We start from the raw sequence: 21,039 nt of genomic DNA, 5'->3' as shown, positions 1-21,039 counted from the left end.
GTATTGGTAATAGAGAAAAGAAAGCTAATAAGGGATATTTCCTAGACGTTAGAATTATGCTTTTAAGTTATGAACTAATTTGCTATTACCATGCACTACGCTACCACCTTGGTCATAGGTCATAGAAGTGGGGGCGCCAATTAAAATATCTTTGAGTTGTTTTACGCTTAATTGCGCTTGGTGCGCTGCATGTGCGTTAACGTCGTTTTTCTTTTTACAAGTTTCTAAATGCTTACGAACAGCAGAAATCAAATCAGATACTTCTTCGGATCTTGAATCATTACTTGCAAGTAGAGTACTCAGCTCTTTATCAAGAATTTGGATCTTGCTAAGAAAAGCCAACTTTTGTTGTGCTATCTCTTTTAGCCCTTCGCCTCGGCGCGAAGCTATCGCTGTAAGCTCATCGTCTAAAATTTCAACTAATGAAGTTAAGCAATTTAACTGCATAGTGAGTTTTGACGCAATTAAACTATTGTGATCAGCCATATACGTCAAACTCAAAGGCAGCTATATTCTTAGCCAACTTTTCAGCGTCGATTTGATATTTACCTTCGCTGATTGCTTTTTTAAGCTCTGCAACTTTATTACTATCAAACCCAGAAGACTGTTGAGCCTTATCTTGTAATGATTTAAGTTGTTGTGCTTGTGGTGTTAAGCTTACAGAGTCGGTAGCCGCTTTTGGTGCAGCTGTTTGCGCCGACTGTGTATTATTGTTTTGCAAATCAACTTTTTGTTGCTTAGCATTGGCCAACACATTAGGCTGTTGCTGACCCTTATTTACTTGGCTTACCATGATATTAACCTATACATAATCCAACATATGCCTATTTATCGGCATGCATGATAGATACTTTAGCATAAATTTGAAAATTTAAATATTTACCTGTACAGACTCAACACCGTCTACACGGGCATTTAAAACTTTCCCAGATTTTGCATTTTTTACTTTTACCTGTTCTCCTAAAGTACCATCTTCTAGGGCTAAACCGGAAGTTTTTATTTTTAATCCTCGGATCGTTGCAAATATAGTGACGTTGTCGCCTTTACAAACCATGCAAATTTGGCTCAATACAACAGGCAAACCGCTGCGAATATTACGCTTACTACGGCTTCCAATAAGAACCGACTTATCTTGCAAATGTTGTACTCGAACAAAGTGTTTTGGTCTCATTTCAACACTCAGGTGATGAGCTTCTATAACTTCACCTCGTGTTAAGTGTTCAGTGGCAACTACAATTGGTTCAAGCTCAGTAATACGGACGTGTACGTATTGACTCCAACCTTGTATATCTCCACAGTTAATTTGTACTGTTACTTGTCGATTAAAAGGAGGGGCTGTTGGTACGCTTAAAGACGGTGGCGTTGTACAGCTGCGATCGGGTATTCTGCTATCTAAAGCAAGCGCATTAATTTGCGTTTGCTCATTATTGATTGGCTTTAATTGATCTCTTATGTACGAGATAGCAAGTGTTTGCAACTTTTCTTTGCTGTATATTTGTCCATAGACAGGTGAAACTAGGCATAGGCTAGCAAGAAAATAAAAAACACTGTATCTTCGGCTTTTTTTTAACAAACTCATAATGTTTCGACTATGCTTATGGTTGAAAACAGGGTATAAATATTTAGCGTCAATTATTAGACGCTCCCACGATGTAATGTAGCTTTAAATAGAGAAAGCAATAATTGTTCCGTTTTTTTAGCTTTCTTAGGAGATTGAAATGGCAGGCATTTTAGACTCAGTGAACCAGCGTACTCAGTTGGTTGGGCAAAACCGCCTTGAATTATTATTATTCAAATTAAGAGGGCGGCAGCGCTTTGGTATTAATGTGTTTAAAGTGAGAGAAGTACTGCAATGCCCTCCTTTAACGAATATGCCAAAATCAAATGCGTATATACGGGGTGTTGCTCATATACGCGGGCAAACTATTTCTGTTATCGATTTGTCTATGGCCGTTGGTGGTCCTGCTATCGAGAACATTCAAGACAGCTTTATTATTATTGCTGAATATAATCGCTCAGTTCAGGGCTTTTTAGTTGGAGGTGTTGAGCGCATCGTCAACATGAACTGGGAAAAGATCATGCCGCCTCCATCTGGTGCTGGCCGATACTCATATTTAACCGCAGTCACCGAGATTGAAAATGAGTTAGTTGAAATTCTCGATGTAGAAAAAATCTTAAATGAAATTTGCCCAGTAAACACCGAGGTTAGTGCGGAAATTGCAAGTGATGGCGAAATTCAGAAAGACTTGGGAGAGCGTATCGTATTTATAGCAGATGACTCAGCTGTTGCTCGCAATCAAGTGAAACGTGCACTTGAACCACTCGGCGTACAAACGGAACTTGCAAAAAATGGTAAAGAGGCGCTAATTCGCCTTCGAGAAATCGCAGAGCTTGATTGTAAAAACGATATTACTGAAAGAGTCGGTTTATTGATTTCGGATGTTGAGATGCCTGAAATGGATGGCTACACTTTAACTGCAGAGATAAAAGCAGATCCTAAGCTTGCACCTTTACATGTGATTTTACACACTTCTTTGAGTGGTGTGTTTAATCAGGCTATGATTGAAAAAGTAGGCGCAGACGACTTTATCGCAAAATTCAACCCGGATGAATTAGCTACAGCAGTAAAAAAATGGGTTCATTGTGACTAATTTTGATAGGTGGTGTTACGTTGGAAAATAAACATTTACAGCAAGGCGAGTACGATCAATTCCGTACGTTTTTAGAGCAGCAGTGCGGTATTGTGTTAGGCGATAACAAGCTTTATTTAGTAAAGAGTAGACTTGCGCCTTTAATGACTCGTTTCAATGTTGAATCGTTATCACAATTAGTGAGTAAAACACTCAGCCCCCACGAGCGGCAACTTCGCGCCGCCGTAGTTGATGCAATGACCACCAACGAAACATTGTGGTTTAGAGATCAATACCCGTTTGAATTATTACAAACTAAGCTATTTCCAGAGCATAAAGAACTACGCAGGCCACTAAAAATTTGGTCTGCGGCAAGCTCTTCTGGTCAAGAGCCTTACTCTATTGCTATGTCTGTTGCTGAATTTCAGGCTAAATCCCCTGGTGTTTTAAAAATGGGGGCGCAAATTGTCGGCACTGATATTTCAAATACAATGCTTGATATGTGTAAACATGCAGAATATGACTCGTTAGCATTAGCGCGCGGTTTATCTGCTGAGCGACGGAAAAAGTTTTTCAAAGACAGTGGCAACGGCATGGCCCAAGTGATCGACCCGATTAAAAAATTAACTAGTTTTAGACACTTGAATTTACTTGACTCTTACGCCTTGATGGGAAAGTTCGATATTATATTTTGTCGTAATGTGTTGATTTACTTTTCACCTGAAGTAAAAGCTAAAATTATTGCGCAATTTGCACAGGCACTAAACCCTAAAGGATATTTGTTTTTAGGTGCCTCAGAGTCGATGTCGGGACTCAGTACAGAGTTTGATATGGTACGTTGTAATCCAGGTATTATTTATCAAAAGAAATAGTATCCTCAGCTATTTCTAATTAATAAAAATATAAAAACGATGGCCAAAAGCCATCGTTTTTTCTTGTTATTTAATGACTTAACCATCCCTTTTTTGAGATTTTATATTGGCTCACCTTTTGCATTAATAAGCTTAAGTCAATTTTTTGGAGATGGTTATGGCTATCAGTTTTGATAAAGCTTTTGGGGTTCACCCTCACGCAATGTTGATCCGTTCTCAACGAGCCGAATTATTAGCAACCAATATTGCCAATGCTGATACGCCTGGCTATAAGGCGAAAGATGTTGATTTTGCCTCCGCTTTAAAAGCGGCAAAAAGCCACCAACAGGGCGGCAATAACATGGTAACAACCGATGCTAAACACATTTCTGGTGGTAGCCGTTATGTCGGTAATAGTGAAATGTTTCGCTCGCCAAATCAAGCAGATACAGGTGATGGTAACTCAGTGGACATACAGGTGGAACGAAACTTGTATACACAGAACTCATTAGAGTATCAGGCAAGCCTGCAATTTATGAGTAGTAAAATTAAAGGCCTTAAAAAAGCCCTCGGTAGTCAAGGAGCCTAAGCATGAGTTTATATAACGTTTTTGATATTTCAGGTACCGGTATGAGTGCGCAAAATGTGCGTTTAAATACCACGGCCAGTAATATATCTAATGCTAATACTATTAGCTCAAGCCAGGATCAAACCTATCGAGCGCGCCACCCTGTTTTTGCTGCTGAGCTGACAAAGGCATCAGCGTCGCAAAGTAATCAACAGGGGTCGTCTGTAGGCGTTAAAGTACTAGGTATTGTAGAGAGCGATAAGCCACTGCAAATAGAATATAACCCTAATCACCCCAGTGCGGATGAAAATGGGTATATCTACAAACCTAACGTTAATGTTGTAGAAGAAATGGCTAATATGATTTCTGCCTCACGCTCTTATCAAACAAATGTGCAAGTTGCTGATGCAGCGAAGCAAATGCTAAGTAAAACACTGTTGCTTGGGCAGCGGTAATTGAGGAAAAGTTATGAGTAACGATATAACTACAACATCGTCGACTTATTTAGATTCGCTTAAGTGGCAAGAGAACCAAGTATCGACGGAAGAGAAAAGTGATGCGTTAACGCAAGAAGATTTCTTTTCCTTGCTTACACAACAGTTGTCGTTTCAAGACCCTAGCAAACCAGCTGATAACGATCAAATGATTGCACAGATGACTAATTTTACTATGGCTGAAGGGATTTCAAACCTTAACTCAAAATTTGAGTCTTTGGCGGCATCAATGACCTCAAACTCTGCGTTGCAAGCATCTACTTTGGTTGGTAAAAAGGCCTTAGTAGGAGCTGATTCATTAGACCTTAACAGCAGTGGTAAAGCCTCAGGCATAATTGCTATTGAAAGCCCTGTTAAAGATTTAAAGCTTAGTATCACAGATGATTCGGGGCAACTTGTAAGAACTATTAATTTTGATACCCAACCTGCAGGTGGCTTTCGTTTTAACTGGGATGGTAAAAATGAAGCCGGTGAGAGCCTTCCACCAGGTGAATACAGTATAAAAGCTGAAGGCAGCATGGGAGAGGAGTTTACCAGCTTACCAGTTGCTACATATAAAAACATTGAGAGTGTAAGTATTAATGGTGCTAATGGCATTATTATCAACACTAAAGCCGGTGCGATTAAGCTGACTGATGTCGCAGAAATTGCATAACACATTTAAAGTATATTTTCAGCCGAAGGCTAAATATTAACAATTTAGAGGTCACTTATGAGCTTCAATATTGCGTTAACAGGCATCGCTGCCGCACAAAAAGATTTAGATGTTACTGCTAATAACATCGCTAATGTAAATACAACGGGATTTAAAGAGTCACGAGCTGAATTTGCAGATGTATATTCATCTTCCGTTTTTACCTCGGGTAAAACCAAAAATGGTGATGGGGTGCAAACAACGTCTGTATCTCAACAGTTTCATCAAGGTTCAACACTAGGTACGCAAAATTCACTCGATCTAGCTATCGGGGGAGAAGGTTATTTTGCTCTTAGTTCAGAGTTGGGCTCGCAAGATCAAACATTTACTCGTGCAGGGGCGTTTAAATTAAATAAAGATAATTTTATTGTTGATTCGCAAGGTAACTTTTTACAAGGGTTCCCTGTTGATGCATCAAGCGGAGACGCGACTTCAGTGAGTTTGAGCACATCTAGTGCGATTCAAATTCCTGATTCTTCGGGGGCTCCGCGCGCTACAACAAATGTGTATTCATCTTTTAGGTTAGATTCAACTAAAGCAGCACCGTCAATTACACCATTTGATCCAGGCCAATCTGGCTCATTTACTCATTCTACCTCAACGAATGTTTATGATTCGTTAGGTGAATCGCATACTATGCAATTGTACTTTGTGAAAACAGATGCGGCTGTTACAGGAAATGCTAACGAATGGGAAGTTTATTCGACATTAGACGGTCAAGTTGTCAATCCAGATGGCACCCCGCAAGGTGCTACAGGGCCATTTACTCCTATTTCAACATTTCAGTTTGATGCAAACGGGTTACCACTCAATACTAACGGTAATCCTAATGCGGCAAGTACATTTGATTCAGTGGTCTTCGATGGTACTAACCTGACTGGGATTTTAAGTAACGGTGCTAGTTTCCCTAATAATGTAACGATCAATTGGCGTGATGAAGCGGGCACTTCTTCAAAAATACCTACGCAGCACGCAGGTTCTTTTGAAAATAAAGTATTAGACCAAGATGGCGCAGCAGTGGGCCGGTTGGCAAATATTGATATTGGTGTTGATGGAAAAATAGTTGCTTCTTATAGTAATGGTGATTCTAATTATTTAGGGCAAGTTGCGTTAACTCGTTTTTCAAATTCACAGGGCTTACAACAAGTGGGTAATACATCATGGAAGAAAAGCTTAACCTCTGGTGAGCCGATAGCTGGGGAAGCTAATTCGGGCGCGTTTGGTAAAATTAGCTCATCGGCGCTTGAGCAATCAAATGTGAACTTAACTAATGAGCTGGTCGATTTGATTAGTGCGCAGCGTAACTTCCAGGCTAATTCGCGAGCGCTTGAGGTGAACTCAACAATTCAGCAAAGCATCCTGCAAATTCGTTAATAGCGAATATTATACTAATCCGACACCAAGGCTGCCAATTCGGGCAGCCTTTTTTATTTCTTATCAGTGTATTTTTACTGTCAAATTATTGTGGCACTTATTTTGCATTTATCTCTAATATAGATTTTTTAACGTGAGTCGATGTTATGGATAAGATGGTTTACATTGCAGCGTCAGGGGCTAAGCAAAGTATGCGGGGCCTTGCGCTCAAAGCAAATAACTTAGCCAATGCTAACACCACTGGCTTTAAAGCTGATTTTGCACAAGCAAGGTCTATGCAAGCATTTGGTGAAGGCTTACCTACGCGCGTCTTTTCCATGCAAGAGCGTCCAGGTTCAAATATGACCTCCGGGGGCATTGTTGAAACCGGCCGTGATTTAGATATTGCGATGAGCGATAAAGGTTGGCTAACCGTTCAAGATGCCCAAGGTAATGAAGCTTATACAAAAACAGGTACTTTAAATATTACCCCCGATGGTGCGTTAATTACCAGTCATGGTCGTCAAGTTGTTGGCGCGGGTGGGCCTATTATTTTACCTCTACCGATTGAAAAAGTGGAGTTTAGTGAAGACGGATCAATTCAAGTACGCCCCCAAGGGGCGCCGGCTAACTTTTTAGAAGTGGTTGATCGTTTAAAGGTTATCGAAGCGGATAACACTCAGCTTGAAAAAGGCAACGACGGCTTGTTTCGTCCTAAAGCCGATAAACTAGAAGATGATTTATGTGGCTTTTGTGATATCTCGCAAAACGTAAAAGTTATGAGCGGCACGCTTGAAATGTCAAACGTGAATCCGGTACATGAAATGGTGGATATGATAAGCCATCAACGCCAATTTGAATTACAAGTTAAGTTAATGAAAACAGCAGAAGAAATTGACGAGCGTCATACCCAATTGCTGCGCATTGTTTAACCTAATTGAGAGGACATTAATATGAATCCTGCATTATGGATCAGTAAAACAGGCTTAGATGCCCAACAAACCGATATATCGGTTATCTCAAATAACTTAGCCAATGCCAGTACCGTTGGGTATAAAAAAAGCCGCGCTGTATTTGAGGATTTGCTCTACCAAAACATCAACCAACCAGGTGGTCGCTCTTCACAAGACACTGAAATGCCATCGGGCTTGATGTTAGGTGCCGGTGCAAAAGTCGTTGCTAACCAAAAGAATTTTTCTCAAGGTAACATGCTTACCACTGAAAACTCATTGGATTGGATGATATCGGGTTCAGGCTTTTTTGAAGTACTACAACCCGACGGTAATATTGCTTATTCACGCAATGGTCAATTCACCACCGATGAAGACGGTCGTATCGTAACAGCCGGCGCAGGCTTTCCTATTCAGCCAGAAATGAATGTACCTGATGACGCACAATCAATCACTGTATCACAAGATGGCGAAGTATCGGTACGTGTTGCTGGCCAAGCTGATAACGTGGTTATTGGTCAGTTAACTATTAGTGATTTTATTAATCCATCAGGCCTTGAGCCTATTGGGCAAAACCTTTATACCGAAACCGCAGTGAGTGGCGCGCCAGTTCAAGGTACTCCGGGGATCGACGGGTTAGGATCTATTGTGCAAGGCTCACTTGAGACATCGAATGTTAATGTGACAGAAGAGCTTGTGAACTTAATTGAAACACAACGTATTTATGAAATGAATTCAAAAGTAATTTCAGCTGTTGATGAAATGCTTAGTTACATTAATCAGCAACTTTAAGGGTAACACTATGCGTAATTTTATCATCGTCTTTAGTGGGGCATGCATATTAAGTGGCTGTATGACCACTCAAAATACCCACGTGGTTCAGGATGACCCATATTATGCGCCAATGTACCCAGAGCCTGTGACAGAGCAAGTTGTGCCAACAGGTTCATTGTTTGACAGTTACTCAGCTAACGACTTGTACTCAGATAAAAAAGCGCTTCGAACTGGCGACATTATTACGGTAAAACTACAAGAGTCGACTCAGGCCTCAAAAGCCGCAAAAACAGAAACCGATAAAGAAAGTAATGCCAGTCTTGATCCAGTTGTTGGTTTAGGTGGTTTACCCGTTAATATTGGTGGAGATAGCATGCAGTTTGGTATCGGCTCTGATTCCTCTTTTACAGGTGATTCCAAATCTAATCAATCGAATAGCTTATTCGGTGATATTTCAGTTAATGTAATGCGTGTTCTACCAAATGGTAACTTAGTGATCCGTGGTGAAAAGTGGCTAACCCTTAATACAGGTGAAGAGTTTATTCGCCTAGAAGGACTTGTACGGCCACAAGATGTGACGGCCGATAATACAGTAACGTCAAACCGGATTGCGAATGCACGTATTCAATATTCAGGTAAAGGACAAATGCAAGAGTCGCAAAGTGCTGGTTGGCTAACGCGGTTCTTTAGTAGTGCGTTATTCCCTTTTTAAAGGACATTGGATATGAATGGTTTTAAGGTATTTATTGGTATTTGTCTGCTTGGGTGGCACTTAACTGCCGCTGCTGAACGCATTAAAGATGTTTCTATGGTAGAAGGTGTTCGTTCAAATCAACTTGTTGGTTATGGCTTGGTTGTTGGTTTACCTGGTACTGGCGAACAGAGCCGATACACAGAACAAAGCTTTAAAGCGATGCTCAATAGTTTTGGCATCACAATGGACAGTAGTTTAAAACCAAAAATTAAAAATGTGGCCGCTGTTGCTGTTCACGCTGAATTACCGCCTTTTAGAAAACCAGGGCAAACAATTGATATCACGGTTTCATCAATCGGTAGTGCGGGTAGTTTACGTGGCGGTACGTTACTGCAAACTTTCCTTAAGGGGGTTGATGGTAATACCTATGCAATTGCACAAGGTAGCTTGATTGTTGGGGGCTTAGGTGCAGAAGGCGCAGATGGTAGTCGAGTCGTTATCAACACACCCACGGTTGGACGTATTCCAAATGGCGCGATAATTGAGCGAGCGATTAAAAGCCCATTTATGCAAGGGGATTACATTACCTTTAATTTAAATCGCCCTGATTTCACAACTGCAAAACGTTTAGAGCAAACAATTAATAACTTAGTTGGCCCGGATAGCGCCCAAGCAATTGATGCAGCATCGATTCGTGTAATAGCCCCACGGGATGCTTCACAGCGGGTGGCTTATTTGTCGACCCTTGAGAATCTTGAATTTAAGCCGGCAGATACTGCTGCAAAAATTATCGTTAATTCTCGAACAGGTACTATTGTAATAGGTAAAAATGTCAAGCTGCAACCCGCGGCAATTACCCATGGCGGTCTTACAGTGACGATTGCCGAACAGCAAAACGTATCGCAGCCAAATGCCTTTAGCGAAGGCGAAACTGTAGTCACCAATCAAAGCATTATCGATGTTGATGAAGATGATTCACGGGCTTTTGTGTTTAACCCAGGTGTCAGCTTAGATGATTTAGTACGTGCAATTAATGAAGTAGGCGCAGCCCCTGGTGACTTAATGGCGATACTTGAAGCCCTTAAAGAAGCCGGCGCAATTAACGGCCAGTTGGTGGTCATTTAGTTTTTTAATTTACTAGGCTCTAGATAACTAGAGTCTAGCTCTTCTCATTGTTACCTTCCTGTCATTATTCATTTGGCTCAATTATTGCATTATTAATCTTATTATTAATTATTGTGTCAAAAAGCTGATGGATACTAATCACCTCGATAAGCAAAACTTTTTTGATCTAGGCAACTTAGACTCATTACGTCAAAGTGCTTTAAAAAGTGATGCTTCAAGTGACGCGTCAAAAGAAGCCTTAAAAAAAGCCGCGGCACAATTTGAATCTATTTTCACACAAATGCTGTTAAAAAGTATGCGTAAGGCAAATGAAGCGTTTGAAGATAAAGACAGCCCGTTTAACTCAAGCGGCGTAAAGTTTTTTGAAGAAATGCACGATCAACAGCTCTCTGTTGAGCTGTCATCTAATGGCTCGTTAGGGCTTGCCGATCTAATTGTGCAGCAACTATCACCGGATGGTAAAGAGTTTATGCCAGGCTCTGTATTGCGTTCAGTGGATGACTTTACCAGTGATAAACGCGCTAACGGTACTATCAAAAGTACAGAGCCAGCTGAAGTTAAATCGACAACAAACATAGACAATACAGCTAAACAGAGTAATAACTTTGATGACGTAGAATCATTTATTAGCACTGTTTGGGAGCATGCTAAAACGGCTGCTGAAAAAATTGGTTTGAATCCTGCAGTTATGGTCGCACAAGCTGCACTTGAAACCGGCTGGGGCAAACATATTATTAACAAAGCTGATGGCAGTAGTAGTAATAATCTTTTTAATATTAAATCTGACCGCAGTTGGCAAGGCGATAAAGCCAGTAAAGTGACACTAGAATTTGAACAAGGTATGCCCGTTAAAAAGCAAGCAAGCTTTAGGGCGTACGAATCCATTAAAGATAGTGTGAACGATTTCGTTGATTTTTTAAATGAAAACCCACGCTATCAAGAAGCCCTCGAAAATACAGCAAAACCTGCCGCCTTTTTAGATTCATTACAAAAAGCAGGTTATGCAACCGATCCCAATTATGCTGATAAAATAAAGCAAGTGCTTAATCGTACAGAGCTTAAAACATTGGCAGCAACATTGGTTCGCCAAGGAGTAAACTAAGATGTCGTTTAATTTATTTGACATTGCAAGCTCAGGAGTTCGTGCTAACTCTGAATTGTTGCAAACGACCAGTAAAAACATCGCAAATGTAAATACAGAAGGCTACGTACGTGAGCGTACGGAGCATTTGACTATGATTGACAATCAAGTTGGTCGTGGTGAAACGTATAGATTGATCAATGAATTTGCACAAAAACAATTGAATCGTGATACCTCAAATAAAGCTTTTTTTGATCAATTTGTAACAGAAGCTAGTCGTGTTGATACATTATTTTCAGAAGAGTCGAATAGCTTATCTTCCAGTATTAATTCATTATTCAATAATGTACAAGAAAGCCTTAATCAACCATCTTCAACTGTCGCGCGCTCGTTGGTTATGACAGATGCAGAAAACTTAATTGAACAAATGGATCGTTTGTCAGGAATTGTGTTTGATCAAAAAAATGTCGTGAATGAGCAGTTAGAAATATTTGCTGATGAGGCAAACACTTTAGTGCAGAATATTAGTTCATTGAATAAACAAATTGCCGCAGTGCATGGTACTCGTAGCGAAGGGGAGTCTAGCACTTTATATAATCAGCGCGATTTAGCAATCCGAGAGCTATCTGAGTTAGTCGATATTGAAACTCTAGACGGTCCTAATGGGGAAAAGCTATTGTTTATGGGAACTGGTGAATCATTAGTTATGCAAGATGGTACATTTAATCTGTTTTCGATGACAGGTGATCCGGATCCTGATTTTAAAGAGCTTCACCTAGATGTTAACGGTGGCGCAGCTATACCACTTGAAGTGGATACAAGCTCATTAAAGGGTAAAATAGGCGGCTTGCTCGCCTTTCGTGATAATATTTTAGTCCCAGCACAAAACCAATTAGGGCAGATGGGCTTAGCTTTAGCTGATGCCTTTAATGAACAAAATAAGCTAGGGATGGATGGGAATGGTGACTTGGGAGGCGATATATTCACTATACCAACAGTCGATGCATTTGCATATCAAGCTAATACAGGTGGCTCAGTCATGACCGGAACCGTAGAACCAGGTATGGGCAGCGAATTACCGGCCAGTGATTTCATTATTACTTATACGGCGGCGAATACGGTTGAGATTCAGCCAATAGATAATAAAGGCGAGCCACTAGGTAGTGCTTCAACAGCGACTATTACCGGTGGTGTTATTGATTCCACAAATAACCCTGGGGTTGAGCTTTATGGATTACAAATAAATGTTTCAGGTACAAGTAATGTTGGTGACAAGTTTCAACTTAAACTAAATTCACAGGCGGCGTCAACTCTCGAGCTTGCAACCGATCGCCCAGACGCATTAGCTCTCGCATCACCCATTAGAACTGCCGATGATATTAATAATACGGGGAGTGCAAACATTTCTGCTGGCACAGTAACAAGTGTTACTTCTGGTGGCTTTATTACATCACCACCAAGCCTTGCAAATGGTGATGTTAGTTTAGTTAAAACCGCTAATGCTAATGAGTACTCTATAACGGATGCCAGTGGTACAACAACTTTTACTATAACACCTCCCGCTGAGAATATGCTTTCGCAAGCTGGCGCACCTTATGACACTTATGGCTTCGATTTTAATATAGAGGGCACTCCTGCTGTCGGGGATACTTTCACTCTTGAATTTAACGAAGGCGGTTTTGATGACAATCGCAATGGCCTCAAATTGGCGGAATTACAAAGTGGTGAGTTAGTGCGTCAAAATGTGGTTAGCTCATCGACAGCTGATAATCATAAAACCTTTAACGAATCATACGCGGGTTTAGTAACTGATATTGGTGTTATTACCAACCAAGCTATGACTAACGGTGCAGCATTTGATGCACTTGCACAGCAGTCAGAGGCCTGGTACGAGTCTTTATCTGGGGTTAATTTAGATGAAGAAGCGGCTAATTTACTGCGCTTTCAACAATCATATGCTGCATCTGCACAAGTGCTTTCAACAGCCCGAACAATTTTTGACACACTTCTGAGTGCTGCGAGGTAATTATGCGTTTATCAAATAATTTAATGTACCAAAATGGATTGAATTCAATCTTAAATGGCCAGCAAAATGTCAATAAAGCACAAGAGCAGGTCAACACACAAAAGCGAGTGCTCACTGCATCTGACGATCCCGCAGCCACAGCTAGAGCCATGCTTTATACTGACCGTATTGAATCAAATGAACAATATAGCAAGAATATCACTATGCTAACTAGTAGGCTTACGACTCAAGATAGTGTACTTGATAATATTAAAGGCTCTTTAGAAAAAGCGCATACTCTTGCTATTCAAGCGGGTAATGGTGCGTATTCTGATATTGACCGTGAGGGTATCGCAGAAGAAATAAAAGCAATTCAAAGTAGTGTTCTTGATTTAATGAATGCCAAAACTGAAGATGGGAAATACATATTCTCTGGTTATCAAGATAATACTCAAACCTACTCATTTGATTCGTCAACAGGAAAATATACTTATAATGGCGATCAAGGGCAGCATAAAATAAAAATTGCAGCAGGAGTTGATGTTAAATCGAGCGACAATGGCTTTGAGATTTTTGAAAAAGTTGATGCCCGATTAAATGTAGAGTCAAATGATGCCACAGTTTCAGGTGGAATCAATAGTGCTAAAGTTTACGTGCGTGAACAAGGTCAATTTGATGAGTTCCATAAAGCAAATTATAACGCCGATCCCACTGCCGCTGCTGGGGCTAATACTTTTAATATAATTACAACAGCCGGTACGCCAAATACTTACCAAGTAGAGCAAGGCGGTACGGTAATTGAGTCAGGAAGTTTCGAGGGGACACAAATCAAATTTGCAGGGATGGAAATAGATATCAATCCAGTTGCAACAGGGCAAGTAGACGTTACCCTAGAGGCACCGCAAAAGGAGAATGTGCTAAATACCTTAAATGATTTAATAGCTGGTCTAACCGATTCGACAATAAGCCAAGATGATTACGACCAAGTCCTCGCAGATGCTATGACACAAATTGATAACAGTAAGAATCAAGTATCATTAACTCAAGCTGGCCTAGGCGGACGTTTAAATACTACAGAAAAAGTAACACAATCAAACGCCGATTTAGATATAAACAATAAAGCGTCTCGCGCAGATTTAGTTGAACTAGATATGGCCGAAGCGATTACAGAGCTAACAAAGCAAGAAACGGCCTTACAGGCATCACAGGCAACTTTTGGCCGACTGGCTAATCTTTCCTTATTTGATTACTTATAAATAACCCCAGAGTAAGGCAAAGTCTTGCCTTACTCTTTTAAAACACTCAATTTTAATTCCTCCCCTTTAAAAATTAATTAGTTAGCTTCATTCGAAATAGTTTTTCAGCACTAATGTTTAATGTTGAAAAATATCCAATGCCAACTTAAAAAGATTAAATTGATAGTATAAAAGATATATAAAAACATTGGCTTAACTATTTAATTCAAAAAAAATCAAAAAAAAACTAAAGGAATTTTTGAGCAGACCGATAACTTAATTAACCAAGCAAAGCGTTGTAAACAACAACCACTGCTTAATTTAAGTAAGTTTGAGAGTAAATGATAAGTTTACTTCGGGAGAGATAATCATGGCTTTATATGTAAATACAAATGTTAGTTCATTAAACGCACAAAGACAATTGATGAATTCAGGTAATTCACTGGATACATCATTCCAACGTTTATCATCAGGCTTTCGTATTAATAGTGCGAAAGATGATGCGGCTGGTTTACAAATTTCTGACCGTTTAACGTCACAAATCAATGGCCTTAACCAAGGTAACCGTAACGCAAACGACGGTATCTCTTTAGCGCAAACTGCTGAGGGCGCACTTGATGAAGTAACATCAATGTTCCAACGTATGCGTACACTTGCTCAACAAGCATCAAATGGTTCAAATACGGATGAAGACCGCCTAGCAATTCAAGAAGAAATGCGTTCACTATCGGCAGAAGTAAACCGTGTTGCGGGTGATACGACTTTCGGCGGCCAAAATTTGCTTGATGGAACGTACGATGCGAAATTCCAAGTAGGTGCTGATGCGGTACAAACAATTGACTTCAGCATGCAAACAGTGGGGGCGACCACGAATTCTTTAGAAGCTAATGGTGGTTTTACATTATCAGGTATTGCTGGTGTTGCTGCGGGTGTAACAGGGAATACACTAGCAGAGCTTGCTGAAGGTATTAGTGCTATTGACGGCACAACTACAGCTGCATCGTTAGATTTTGCTACTACGTTTACTGCGGGTGAGATCAGTGTTTCAACACAGGCTAATGCACAAGCTGTGCTAGCGGGCATGGATTCGTTGATAGCAGTGGTTGATAAGAAGCGTGCAGAGCTAGGTGCGGTACAAAATCGTTTCCAATCAACGATTCGCAACCAATCAAATATTTCAGAAAACTTAAGTGCTGCACAATCTCGTATCAAAGATACTGATTTTGCTCAAGAAACAGCTAACTTAACTAAGATGCAGATTTTACAACAGGCAAGCCAAACAATTCTTAGCCAGGCAAATCAGCGTCCACAGGCTGCACTAAGTCTTCTAGGTTAATAATTAGCTTTTTATGAGTAAAGGAAAGTCAATTTATTGACTTAAAATAAAAAGCGCCTTTGTCTGATGGGGTATTAACAAAGGCGCTATTGAAGGATTATAAAGCGGAGGCGCTTAAAATCCGGTAATGTTCTAACATTTGTAAGAACATAGAGTTAAAAGCATAAAGCATGCCACTTTTAGCTTTGAAAAACCTACTCTCAAACTTATCTTTATAAAGGCTCTTATTTAGAGCCTTTTCATATTGTACATCTTCAACATACAGCTCTTATGCGCGACTATAAAAAGTTGGCCTAAAGTTTGCTCTACTCTTATTAAATTTTTAAATAACCTGCAAAGTGGCAGTTTTTTGCCCCAGGCAATTAAAGTTTGCCGTTGTAATGAGTCACTTTGTCAAATATCACTAGCTAAGCTGGTGACTTAACTTTGACAGATAATAAGAGAGTTTATTATGGCTTTATATGTAAATACGAATGTGAGTGCATTAAATGCACAGCGTCAGCTAACAAATACGGGTAATGACTTAGATACGTCATTTAAGCGTTTATCATCAGGACTACGTATAAATAGCGCAGCCGATGATGCTGCAGGTTTACAAATCTCTGATCGACTTCAGTCGCAAATTCTTGGGTTGAACCAAGGTAATCGCAATGCGAACGACGGTATTTCTCTTGCGCAGACAGCCGAAGGCGCGCTAGAAGAGATCACTAATTCATTCCAACGAATTCGTACATTATCACAACAGGCTGCGAACGGTTCAAATACAGATGAAGATAGACTGGCAATTCAAGAAGAAATACGTCAACTATCAGCAGAAGTAAACCGTATTGCCAGCGACACTACATTTGGTGGTCAGAACTTACTAGATGGTAGTTATGCCGCAAGTTTCCAAGTGGGTGCTGATGCAGTACAAACGATTGGCTTTAGTATGCAGACAGTTGGAACTGATAGTGCCGGTACTCCCAACACATTAGCTGGTGGCTTTACTCTTTCTGGTATTGCTGGAGTTGCGGCTGCTGTAGGTGGTAAAGACTATGATGTTTTAGCAGCAGGTATAAGTACTATAGCTACGGTCGGTTCAGCTGGTATATCTGCTTCTTCAATTAGCTTTGCAGGTGTATTTACAGCCGACGGAATTAGTGTTTCGACACAAGTAAATGCACAAAAAGTATTGGCGGGAATGGATTCGCTTATCGCTGTAGTCGATAAAAAGCGTGCTGAGCTCGGTGCGGTGCAAAACCGTTTTCAATCTACAATCCGTAACCAAGCTAATATTTCTGAAAATCTAGCTGCAGCTAAATCAAGAATAAAAGATGCTGATTTCGCGGCGGAAACGGCTAACTTAACGAAAAATCAGATTCTACAACAGGCGAGCCAAACTATTTTAGGGCAAGCAAATCAACGGCCACAAGCAGCATTGAGTTTACTACAAGGTTAAAAACTAAAAGTTTTACAAATAAAACTAAAGCTTTCACTTTATCGGGCGATAACAGACTTAGAGAACTACAAATCTAGGACTCTAAGTCAGGTAGTATGGCAGGGTAGGGGTATCCCGTCGTATTACTATTAAAATGATAAAGCGGAGGCTAATATGGCTTTATATGTAAATACCAATGTGAGTTCATTGAACGCACAAAGACAGCTAAGTAAATCGAGTAATTCACTCGATACTTCATTCCAACGTCTATCATCAGGTTTTCGTATTAATAGTGCGAAAGATGATGCAGCAGGTATGCAAATCGCAAACCGTTTAACCAGCCAAGTTAATGGCTTGAATCAGGGTAACCGAAATGCAAACGACGGCATTTCATTAGCGCAAACTGCTGAAGGCGCTCTTGATGAAGTAACATCAATGTTTCAACGTATTCGTACTCTTGCTCAACAGGCTTCAAATGGTTCTAATACGGATGAAGATCGATTAGCGGTTCAAGAAGAAATTCGTTCGTTATCTGAAGAAGTTAATCGAGTTGCTGCGGATACTACCTTTGGTGGTCAAAATCTATTGGACGGTACCTATGATGCTAAGTTTCAAGTAGGTGCTGATGCAGTACAAACAATTAACTTCAGTATGCAAACAGTCGGTGAGACCACGAATTCTGTAGAAGCGAATGGTGGTTTTACGTTATCAGGTATTGCAGGTGTAGCTGCGGGTGTTACTGGTAATACGCTAGCAGAATTAGCTGAAGGTATCAGTGCTATCGATGGCGCAACTACAGCCGCGTCGTTAGATTTTGCCACTACGTTTACAGCCGGTGATATTAGTGTATCAACTCAAGCTAAAGCTCAAGCTGTATTAGCGGGTATGGATTCGTTGATAGCAGTAGTTGATAAAAAACGTGCGGAGTTGGGTGCAATTCAAAACCGCTTCCAATCAACGATCCGTAATCAATCGAATATCTCTGAAAACTTATCAGCAGCTCGTTCACGTATTCAGGATACTGATTTTGCTCAAGAAACTGCAAACTTAACGAAGATGCAAATCTTGCAACAAGCGAGTCAATCAATCTTGAGTCAAGCGAATCAACGTCCTCAAGTTGCGTTATCATTACTAGGGTAATTTAGTAATGTTTTATAAGCCACTAAGCGAAACAGCAAATTTTCTCATAGTGGCTTATACTTAAGCTTATAACCAAGGGGATTGTGATGATTGATTTTAATTCTACGCAAAAGGCTAATGATGGCATTACTTCTTCTAGTGCACCCGGGCAAGTAAAAGCTGTAATAGAAGAAGATAAACGGAATAAAGGCACGGAACTTGCTGGCAGGGAGGCGGTAGATGTCGATAAGACTAGAAAAGAAGAGCAGCAGGATAAAAATGACTTAATTGCTGAAGTTAAAGATAACTTAGAAAAACTCAGTGACTTTATTCCAGTTACTGCAACAAATTTGATATTTGAATTTGATGAGTTGGGTGATCCGCCAATCATTAAAGTACTAGATAAACAAAGTAATGAAGTAATACGTGAGATCCCTACTAAAGAGTTTCGTGAAGTAGCTAAAGCTTTAGATGAATTTGCCGATAAACTTACCAATAAAGGTTTATTGTTTAATAAAACGGCTTAAAGTATTTAATATACTAGGAGTATTGTTATGCCATTGATTACATCTGCAGGTATAGGTTCTGGTTTAGATTTAGAAAGTATTATTTCGGCGTCAGTTGCTGCAGAAAATACCCCTAAAATGAATGCTTTTGCCACAAAAGAAGAGTCGCTAAATGTTGAATTATCGTCTTTGGGTGAAGTAAAATCAGCTATGTCAAAACTTCAAGAAACAATTGAGAAGTTAGCGGACCCAGACAACTTTGATAAGAGAATTGCGAATATCACTCAACCTACTGGTGATAACGGTGACCTGATATCTGTAACTCCGACATCAAAAATAACACCAGGAAACTTCAATGTCGAAGTAGTTGCTTTGGCTCAAGGAAGTCGAGCAGTTTCTAATAACAGTTTATTTTCTTCTACGGATGATGTGGTTTCGGCTTCGGGTGGTACATTATCGTTTGCTGCAGGAGGCGATAGTTTTGATTTGAGTCTAGATGCAGGAACAACACTCGCTGAGTTACGAGATGCTATTAATGATTCGGATGATAACTTTGGTGTTACAGCGAATATCATTAATACAGGTACAGAGGCAAAGCTTGTACTTACCTCAAACGTAAGTGGCGCAGGGAACGATTTAGTTATCACTAATGATAACGCTGAACTCGATAATATTTCCACAGTTGCAAATGGCGGCGGGGCTGGTGGAATCGCAATTGCAACAGGTGATGAAGCAACCAGTGCAGTTATTAAAGTCGATGGCTTATCTATTACAAATGATACCAATACATTTAAAGATGCAGTTCAGGACATGACAATTGTTGCTAAGCGCAAAAGTGTGGATAATGAAACAGCAAGATTGTCAGTTGAATACGATAAAAGTAGTGTCACTACACTCGTTGATGAGTTAGTTACAAATTACAATAACCTAATAGGGCAAATAGGTTTGCAGACCCGTGTTGATAAACCTCTCAATGGAGATTCAACGATACGTTCATTTGATGCTCAATTAGTAGGAACTCTTTCTACCGAATTAACAGATGCTGGTCCTTTTTCAAGTATCTTTGATATTGGCTTAGGTATTGATAAAGATGGATACTTAGAAAAATCATCTTTAGTTCGTAGTCTAAGTGAAGCTATGGATGAAAACTTCGATGATATTGGTAAGGCTTTTGCGGGTGAAAATGGTCTAGCAAATAAGTTTGAAGCTTTGCTGAGTAATTATGTTGATTCAGATGGGATTATGAAGCAGCGTGAAAATAGTTTAAACGAGCAATTAGATGAATTAGAAGATGATGTGATTAATCATGAGTATCGAATGGAATCACTTGAAGCTCGTTTACGTGAGCAGTATGCGGGCTTAGATGTACTGCTAGCTCAAATGCAATCAACACAAAGCTATTTAAGTGCACAATTATCAAGTTTGCCAGGATTTACTAAATCCTCTTAATTTACCTTTTCTAATTATATTTAACACGCAAAATAGGTGACTCATGTATAACGCGAGAGTAAAAAATTATCAAAAAGAAGCCCTCAAAACACGTGTGGCAGGGGCTGATCGCTATGAAATTATTCAAATGTTGATGGCGGGAGCTATTGAAAAAATGGTACTTGCAAAAGTGGCGATTGATAAAAAACATCTAGAGGCCAAAAGTGAACATCTATCAAAGGCATCTGCAATTCTTACTGCATTACGTGATTGTTTAGATTTTGAAGTTGGTGGTGAAGTAACCGAAAACTTATTTTCACTATATTCTTACATGATTGAGCGCTTAATTGATGCTAGTATTCACAATGATGTGAAAATTGTAGATGAAGTATCTAATCTGTTGAAAGAAATCAAATCAGCGTGGGATGCCATTCCTGCCGAAGTACGCAACCAAACATTTGCTGAAAACAGTGCTCATGCAAGTTAAGCTAGAGCAATTAGAAGGCCAATTAAATTTATTAAAGCGGCAAGTAGCTGAACAGAAAATAGAAAAGTCAACGGCTCAGCTTGAGCTTTTTCTTAATTCATTAAAAGATGTATTTAGTCAGCCTCATAAACTTAATCAGCTAGAGCAAGTGCGATTACAAGAGATGAACCAACAACTTATTACACTGTGTCAACAGCTTCAAGGCGCAAAAGACTCAAGTAAAAGTAACCTTTCTAATCTAATGAAAAACAAAAAGAAAGTTGGATTATATAACCAGCTTAAGTAGGCTATC

Annotated in this window: 23 protein-coding genes; 20 read left to right on the top strand and 3 right to left on the bottom strand. The window is 39.9% G+C overall.

Translation table 11 applies throughout. The features are described from left to right. Positions 1-54: 54 nt before the first annotated feature. From flgN to flgA, 3 genes are all read right to left on the bottom strand, one after another. Complete coding sequence (gene flgN, locus B5G52_RS01515; protein ID WP_087530929.1) at positions 55-486, bottom strand: flagellar protein FlgN; 432 nt, start codon at positions 484-486, stop codon at positions 55-57. After that, positions 479-793, bottom strand: coding sequence for a flagellar biosynthesis anti-sigma factor FlgM (gene flgM, locus B5G52_RS01510; protein WP_087530928.1), 315 nt, complete (start codon positions 791-793; stop codon positions 479-481). The genes flgN and flgM overlap by 8 nt, the downstream gene beginning before the upstream one ends. Before the next feature lie 78 nt (positions 794-871). Beyond that, complete coding sequence (flgA, locus tag B5G52_RS01505) at positions 872-1,579, bottom strand: flagellar basal body P-ring formation chaperone FlgA (RefSeq protein WP_087530927.1); 708 nt, start codon at positions 1,577-1,579, stop codon at positions 872-874. 139 nt (positions 1,580-1,718) lie between these two features. On the opposite strand from flgA, the gene B5G52_RS01500 reads away from it, so the two are divergent. The 20 genes from B5G52_RS01500 to B5G52_RS01405 all read left to right on the top strand — a co-directional run bounded on the left by B5G52_RS01500 (position 1,719) and on the right by B5G52_RS01405 (position 21,033). Beyond that, positions 1,719-2,651, top strand: coding sequence for a chemotaxis protein (locus B5G52_RS01500; RefSeq protein ID WP_087530926.1), 933 nt, complete (start codon positions 1,719-1,721; stop codon positions 2,649-2,651). A 20-nt stretch (positions 2,652-2,671) separates the two neighbouring features. Further along, complete coding sequence (locus B5G52_RS01495) at positions 2,672-3,502, top strand: protein-glutamate O-methyltransferase CheR (protein ID WP_087530925.1); 831 nt, start codon at positions 2,672-2,674, stop codon at positions 3,500-3,502. A 157-nt stretch (positions 3,503-3,659) separates the two neighbouring features. After that, on the top strand, positions 3,660-4,070 hold the full coding sequence (gene flgB, locus B5G52_RS01490; protein ID WP_087530924.1) for a flagellar basal body rod protein FlgB: 411 nt from the start codon (positions 3,660-3,662) through the stop codon (positions 4,068-4,070). A 2-nt stretch (positions 4,071-4,072) separates the two neighbouring features. After that, positions 4,073-4,504, top strand: coding sequence for a flagellar basal body rod protein FlgC (gene flgC, locus B5G52_RS01485; protein ID WP_087530923.1), 432 nt, complete (start codon positions 4,073-4,075; stop codon positions 4,502-4,504). Positions 4,505-4,517: 13 nt separating this feature from the next. Further along, complete coding sequence (locus B5G52_RS01480; RefSeq protein ID WP_087530922.1) at positions 4,518-5,198, top strand: flagellar hook assembly protein FlgD; 681 nt, start codon at positions 4,518-4,520, stop codon at positions 5,196-5,198. A gap of 57 nt (positions 5,199-5,255) precedes the next feature. After that, positions 5,256-6,611 (top strand): flagellar hook protein FlgE, encoded by a 1,356-nt coding sequence (gene flgE, locus B5G52_RS01475; protein ID WP_087530921.1) that lies wholly within the window; start codon positions 5,256-5,258, stop codon positions 6,609-6,611. 146 nt (positions 6,612-6,757) lie between these two features. Beyond that, positions 6,758-7,522: a flagellar basal body rod protein FlgF gene (locus B5G52_RS01470; RefSeq protein WP_087530920.1), complete on the top strand. Its 765-nt coding sequence runs from the start codon at positions 6,758-6,760 to the stop codon at positions 7,520-7,522. 21 nt (positions 7,523-7,543) lie between these two features. Then, positions 7,544-8,332: a flagellar basal-body rod protein FlgG gene (flgG, locus tag B5G52_RS01465; protein WP_087530919.1), complete on the top strand. Its 789-nt coding sequence runs from the start codon at positions 7,544-7,546 to the stop codon at positions 8,330-8,332. 10 nt (positions 8,333-8,342) lie between these two features. Continuing rightward, positions 8,343-9,026: a flagellar basal body L-ring protein FlgH gene (gene flgH / locus B5G52_RS01460; protein ID WP_087530944.1), complete on the top strand. Its 684-nt coding sequence runs from the start codon at positions 8,343-8,345 to the stop codon at positions 9,024-9,026. Between the two features lie 12 nt (positions 9,027-9,038). Then, positions 9,039-10,133 (top strand): flagellar basal body P-ring protein FlgI, encoded by a 1,095-nt coding sequence (locus B5G52_RS01455; protein WP_087530918.1) that lies wholly within the window; start codon positions 9,039-9,041, stop codon positions 10,131-10,133. 127 nt (positions 10,134-10,260) lie between these two features. Then, entirely contained in the window at positions 10,261-11,235 is a 975-nt protein-coding gene (gene flgJ / locus B5G52_RS01450) for a flagellar assembly peptidoglycan hydrolase FlgJ (RefSeq protein ID WP_087530917.1), read from the top strand. Between the two features lies 1 nt (position 11,236). Next, positions 11,237-13,240 (top strand): flagellar hook-associated protein FlgK, encoded by a 2,004-nt coding sequence (gene flgK, locus B5G52_RS01445; protein WP_087530916.1) that lies wholly within the window; start codon positions 11,237-11,239, stop codon positions 13,238-13,240. A 2-nt stretch (positions 13,241-13,242) separates the two neighbouring features. Beyond that, entirely contained in the window at positions 13,243-14,475 is a 1,233-nt protein-coding gene (gene flgL, locus B5G52_RS01440) for a flagellar hook-associated protein FlgL (protein ID WP_087530915.1), read from the top strand. Between the two features lie 349 nt (positions 14,476-14,824). Beyond that, the gene (locus tag B5G52_RS01435) at positions 14,825-15,790 is read left to right on the top strand and encodes a flagellin (RefSeq protein WP_087530914.1); all 966 of its coding nucleotides are present in this window, start codon (positions 14,825-14,827) and stop codon (positions 15,788-15,790) included. A gap of 451 nt (positions 15,791-16,241) precedes the next feature. Beyond that, positions 16,242-17,228: a flagellin gene (locus B5G52_RS01430; RefSeq protein WP_087530913.1), complete on the top strand. Its 987-nt coding sequence runs from the start codon at positions 16,242-16,244 to the stop codon at positions 17,226-17,228. A 153-nt stretch (positions 17,229-17,381) separates the two neighbouring features. Further along, positions 17,382-18,347, top strand: coding sequence for a flagellin (locus B5G52_RS01425; RefSeq protein ID WP_087530912.1), 966 nt, complete (start codon positions 17,382-17,384; stop codon positions 18,345-18,347). A gap of 86 nt (positions 18,348-18,433) precedes the next feature. Continuing rightward, on the top strand, positions 18,434-18,853 hold the full coding sequence (locus B5G52_RS01420; RefSeq protein WP_087530911.1) for a flagellar protein FlaG: 420 nt from the start codon (positions 18,434-18,436) through the stop codon (positions 18,851-18,853). Positions 18,854-18,880: 27 nt separating this feature from the next. Continuing rightward, positions 18,881-20,281: a flagellar filament capping protein FliD gene (gene fliD, locus B5G52_RS01415; protein ID WP_087530910.1), complete on the top strand. Its 1,401-nt coding sequence runs from the start codon at positions 18,881-18,883 to the stop codon at positions 20,279-20,281. Positions 20,282-20,324: 43 nt separating this feature from the next. Further along, entirely contained in the window at positions 20,325-20,747 is a 423-nt protein-coding gene (gene fliS / locus B5G52_RS01410; protein ID WP_087530909.1) for a flagellar export chaperone FliS, read from the top strand. Continuing rightward, a complete protein-coding gene (locus B5G52_RS01405; protein ID WP_087530908.1) occupies positions 20,737-21,033 on the top strand; it encodes a hypothetical protein in 297 nt (98 codons plus the stop codon). The genes fliS and B5G52_RS01405 overlap by 11 nt, the downstream gene beginning before the upstream one ends. Positions 21,034-21,039: the final 6 nt, after the last annotated feature.

The organism is Pseudoalteromonas sp. A601 (assembly GCF_002165575.1).
Lineage (GTDB): Bacteria > Pseudomonadota > Gammaproteobacteria > Enterobacterales > Alteromonadaceae > Pseudoalteromonas.
Note: the sequence above shows the minus strand (reverse complement) of the source record. Positions and strands in the feature narration are given on the sequence as shown.

Coding starts and splice junctions, on each gene's coding strand:
- flgN (WP_087530929.1), bottom strand. CDS start 486: ATGGCTGATCACAATAGTTTAATTGCGTCAAAACTCACTATGCAGTTA.
- B5G52_RS01500 (WP_087530926.1), top strand. CDS start 1,719: ATGGCAGGCATTTTAGACTCAGTGAACCAGCGTACTCAGTTGGTTGGG.
- flgB (WP_087530924.1), top strand. CDS start 3,660: ATGGCTATCAGTTTTGATAAAGCTTTTGGGGTTCACCCTCACGCAATG.
- B5G52_RS01470 (WP_087530920.1), top strand. CDS start 6,758: ATGGATAAGATGGTTTACATTGCAGCGTCAGGGGCTAAGCAAAGTATG.
- fliD (WP_087530910.1), top strand. CDS start 18,881: ATGCCATTGATTACATCTGCAGGTATAGGTTCTGGTTTAGATTTAGAA.
- B5G52_RS01430 (WP_087530913.1), top strand. CDS start 16,242: ATGGCTTTATATGTAAATACGAATGTGAGTGCATTAAATGCACAGCGT.
- B5G52_RS01425 (WP_087530912.1), top strand. CDS start 17,382: ATGGCTTTATATGTAAATACCAATGTGAGTTCATTGAACGCACAAAGA.
- B5G52_RS01435 (WP_087530914.1), top strand. CDS start 14,825: ATGGCTTTATATGTAAATACAAATGTTAGTTCATTAAACGCACAAAGA.
- flgH (WP_087530944.1), top strand. CDS start 8,343: ATGCGTAATTTTATCATCGTCTTTAGTGGGGCATGCATATTAAGTGGC.
- flgC (WP_087530923.1), top strand. CDS start 4,073: ATGAGTTTATATAACGTTTTTGATATTTCAGGTACCGGTATGAGTGCG.
- B5G52_RS01480 (WP_087530922.1), top strand. CDS start 4,518: ATGAGTAACGATATAACTACAACATCGTCGACTTATTTAGATTCGCTT.
- flgK (WP_087530916.1), top strand. CDS start 11,237: ATGTCGTTTAATTTATTTGACATTGCAAGCTCAGGAGTTCGTGCTAAC.
- flgM (WP_087530928.1), bottom strand. CDS start 793: ATGGTAAGCCAAGTAAATAAGGGTCAGCAACAGCCTAATGTGTTGGCC.
- B5G52_RS01420 (WP_087530911.1), top strand. CDS start 18,434: ATGATTGATTTTAATTCTACGCAAAAGGCTAATGATGGCATTACTTCT.
- B5G52_RS01455 (WP_087530918.1), top strand. CDS start 9,039: ATGAATGGTTTTAAGGTATTTATTGGTATTTGTCTGCTTGGGTGGCAC.
- flgG (WP_087530919.1), top strand. CDS start 7,544: ATGAATCCTGCATTATGGATCAGTAAAACAGGCTTAGATGCCCAACAA.
- flgA (WP_087530927.1), bottom strand. CDS start 1,579: ATGAGTTTGTTAAAAAAAAGCCGAAGATACAGTGTTTTTTATTTTCTT.
- fliS (WP_087530909.1), top strand. CDS start 20,325: ATGTATAACGCGAGAGTAAAAAATTATCAAAAAGAAGCCCTCAAAACA.
- B5G52_RS01405 (WP_087530908.1), top strand. CDS start 20,737: ATGCAAGTTAAGCTAGAGCAATTAGAAGGCCAATTAAATTTATTAAAG.
- flgJ (WP_087530917.1), top strand. CDS start 10,261: ATGGATACTAATCACCTCGATAAGCAAAACTTTTTTGATCTAGGCAAC.
- flgE (WP_087530921.1), top strand. CDS start 5,256: ATGAGCTTCAATATTGCGTTAACAGGCATCGCTGCCGCACAAAAAGAT.
- flgL (WP_087530915.1), top strand. CDS start 13,243: ATGCGTTTATCAAATAATTTAATGTACCAAAATGGATTGAATTCAATC.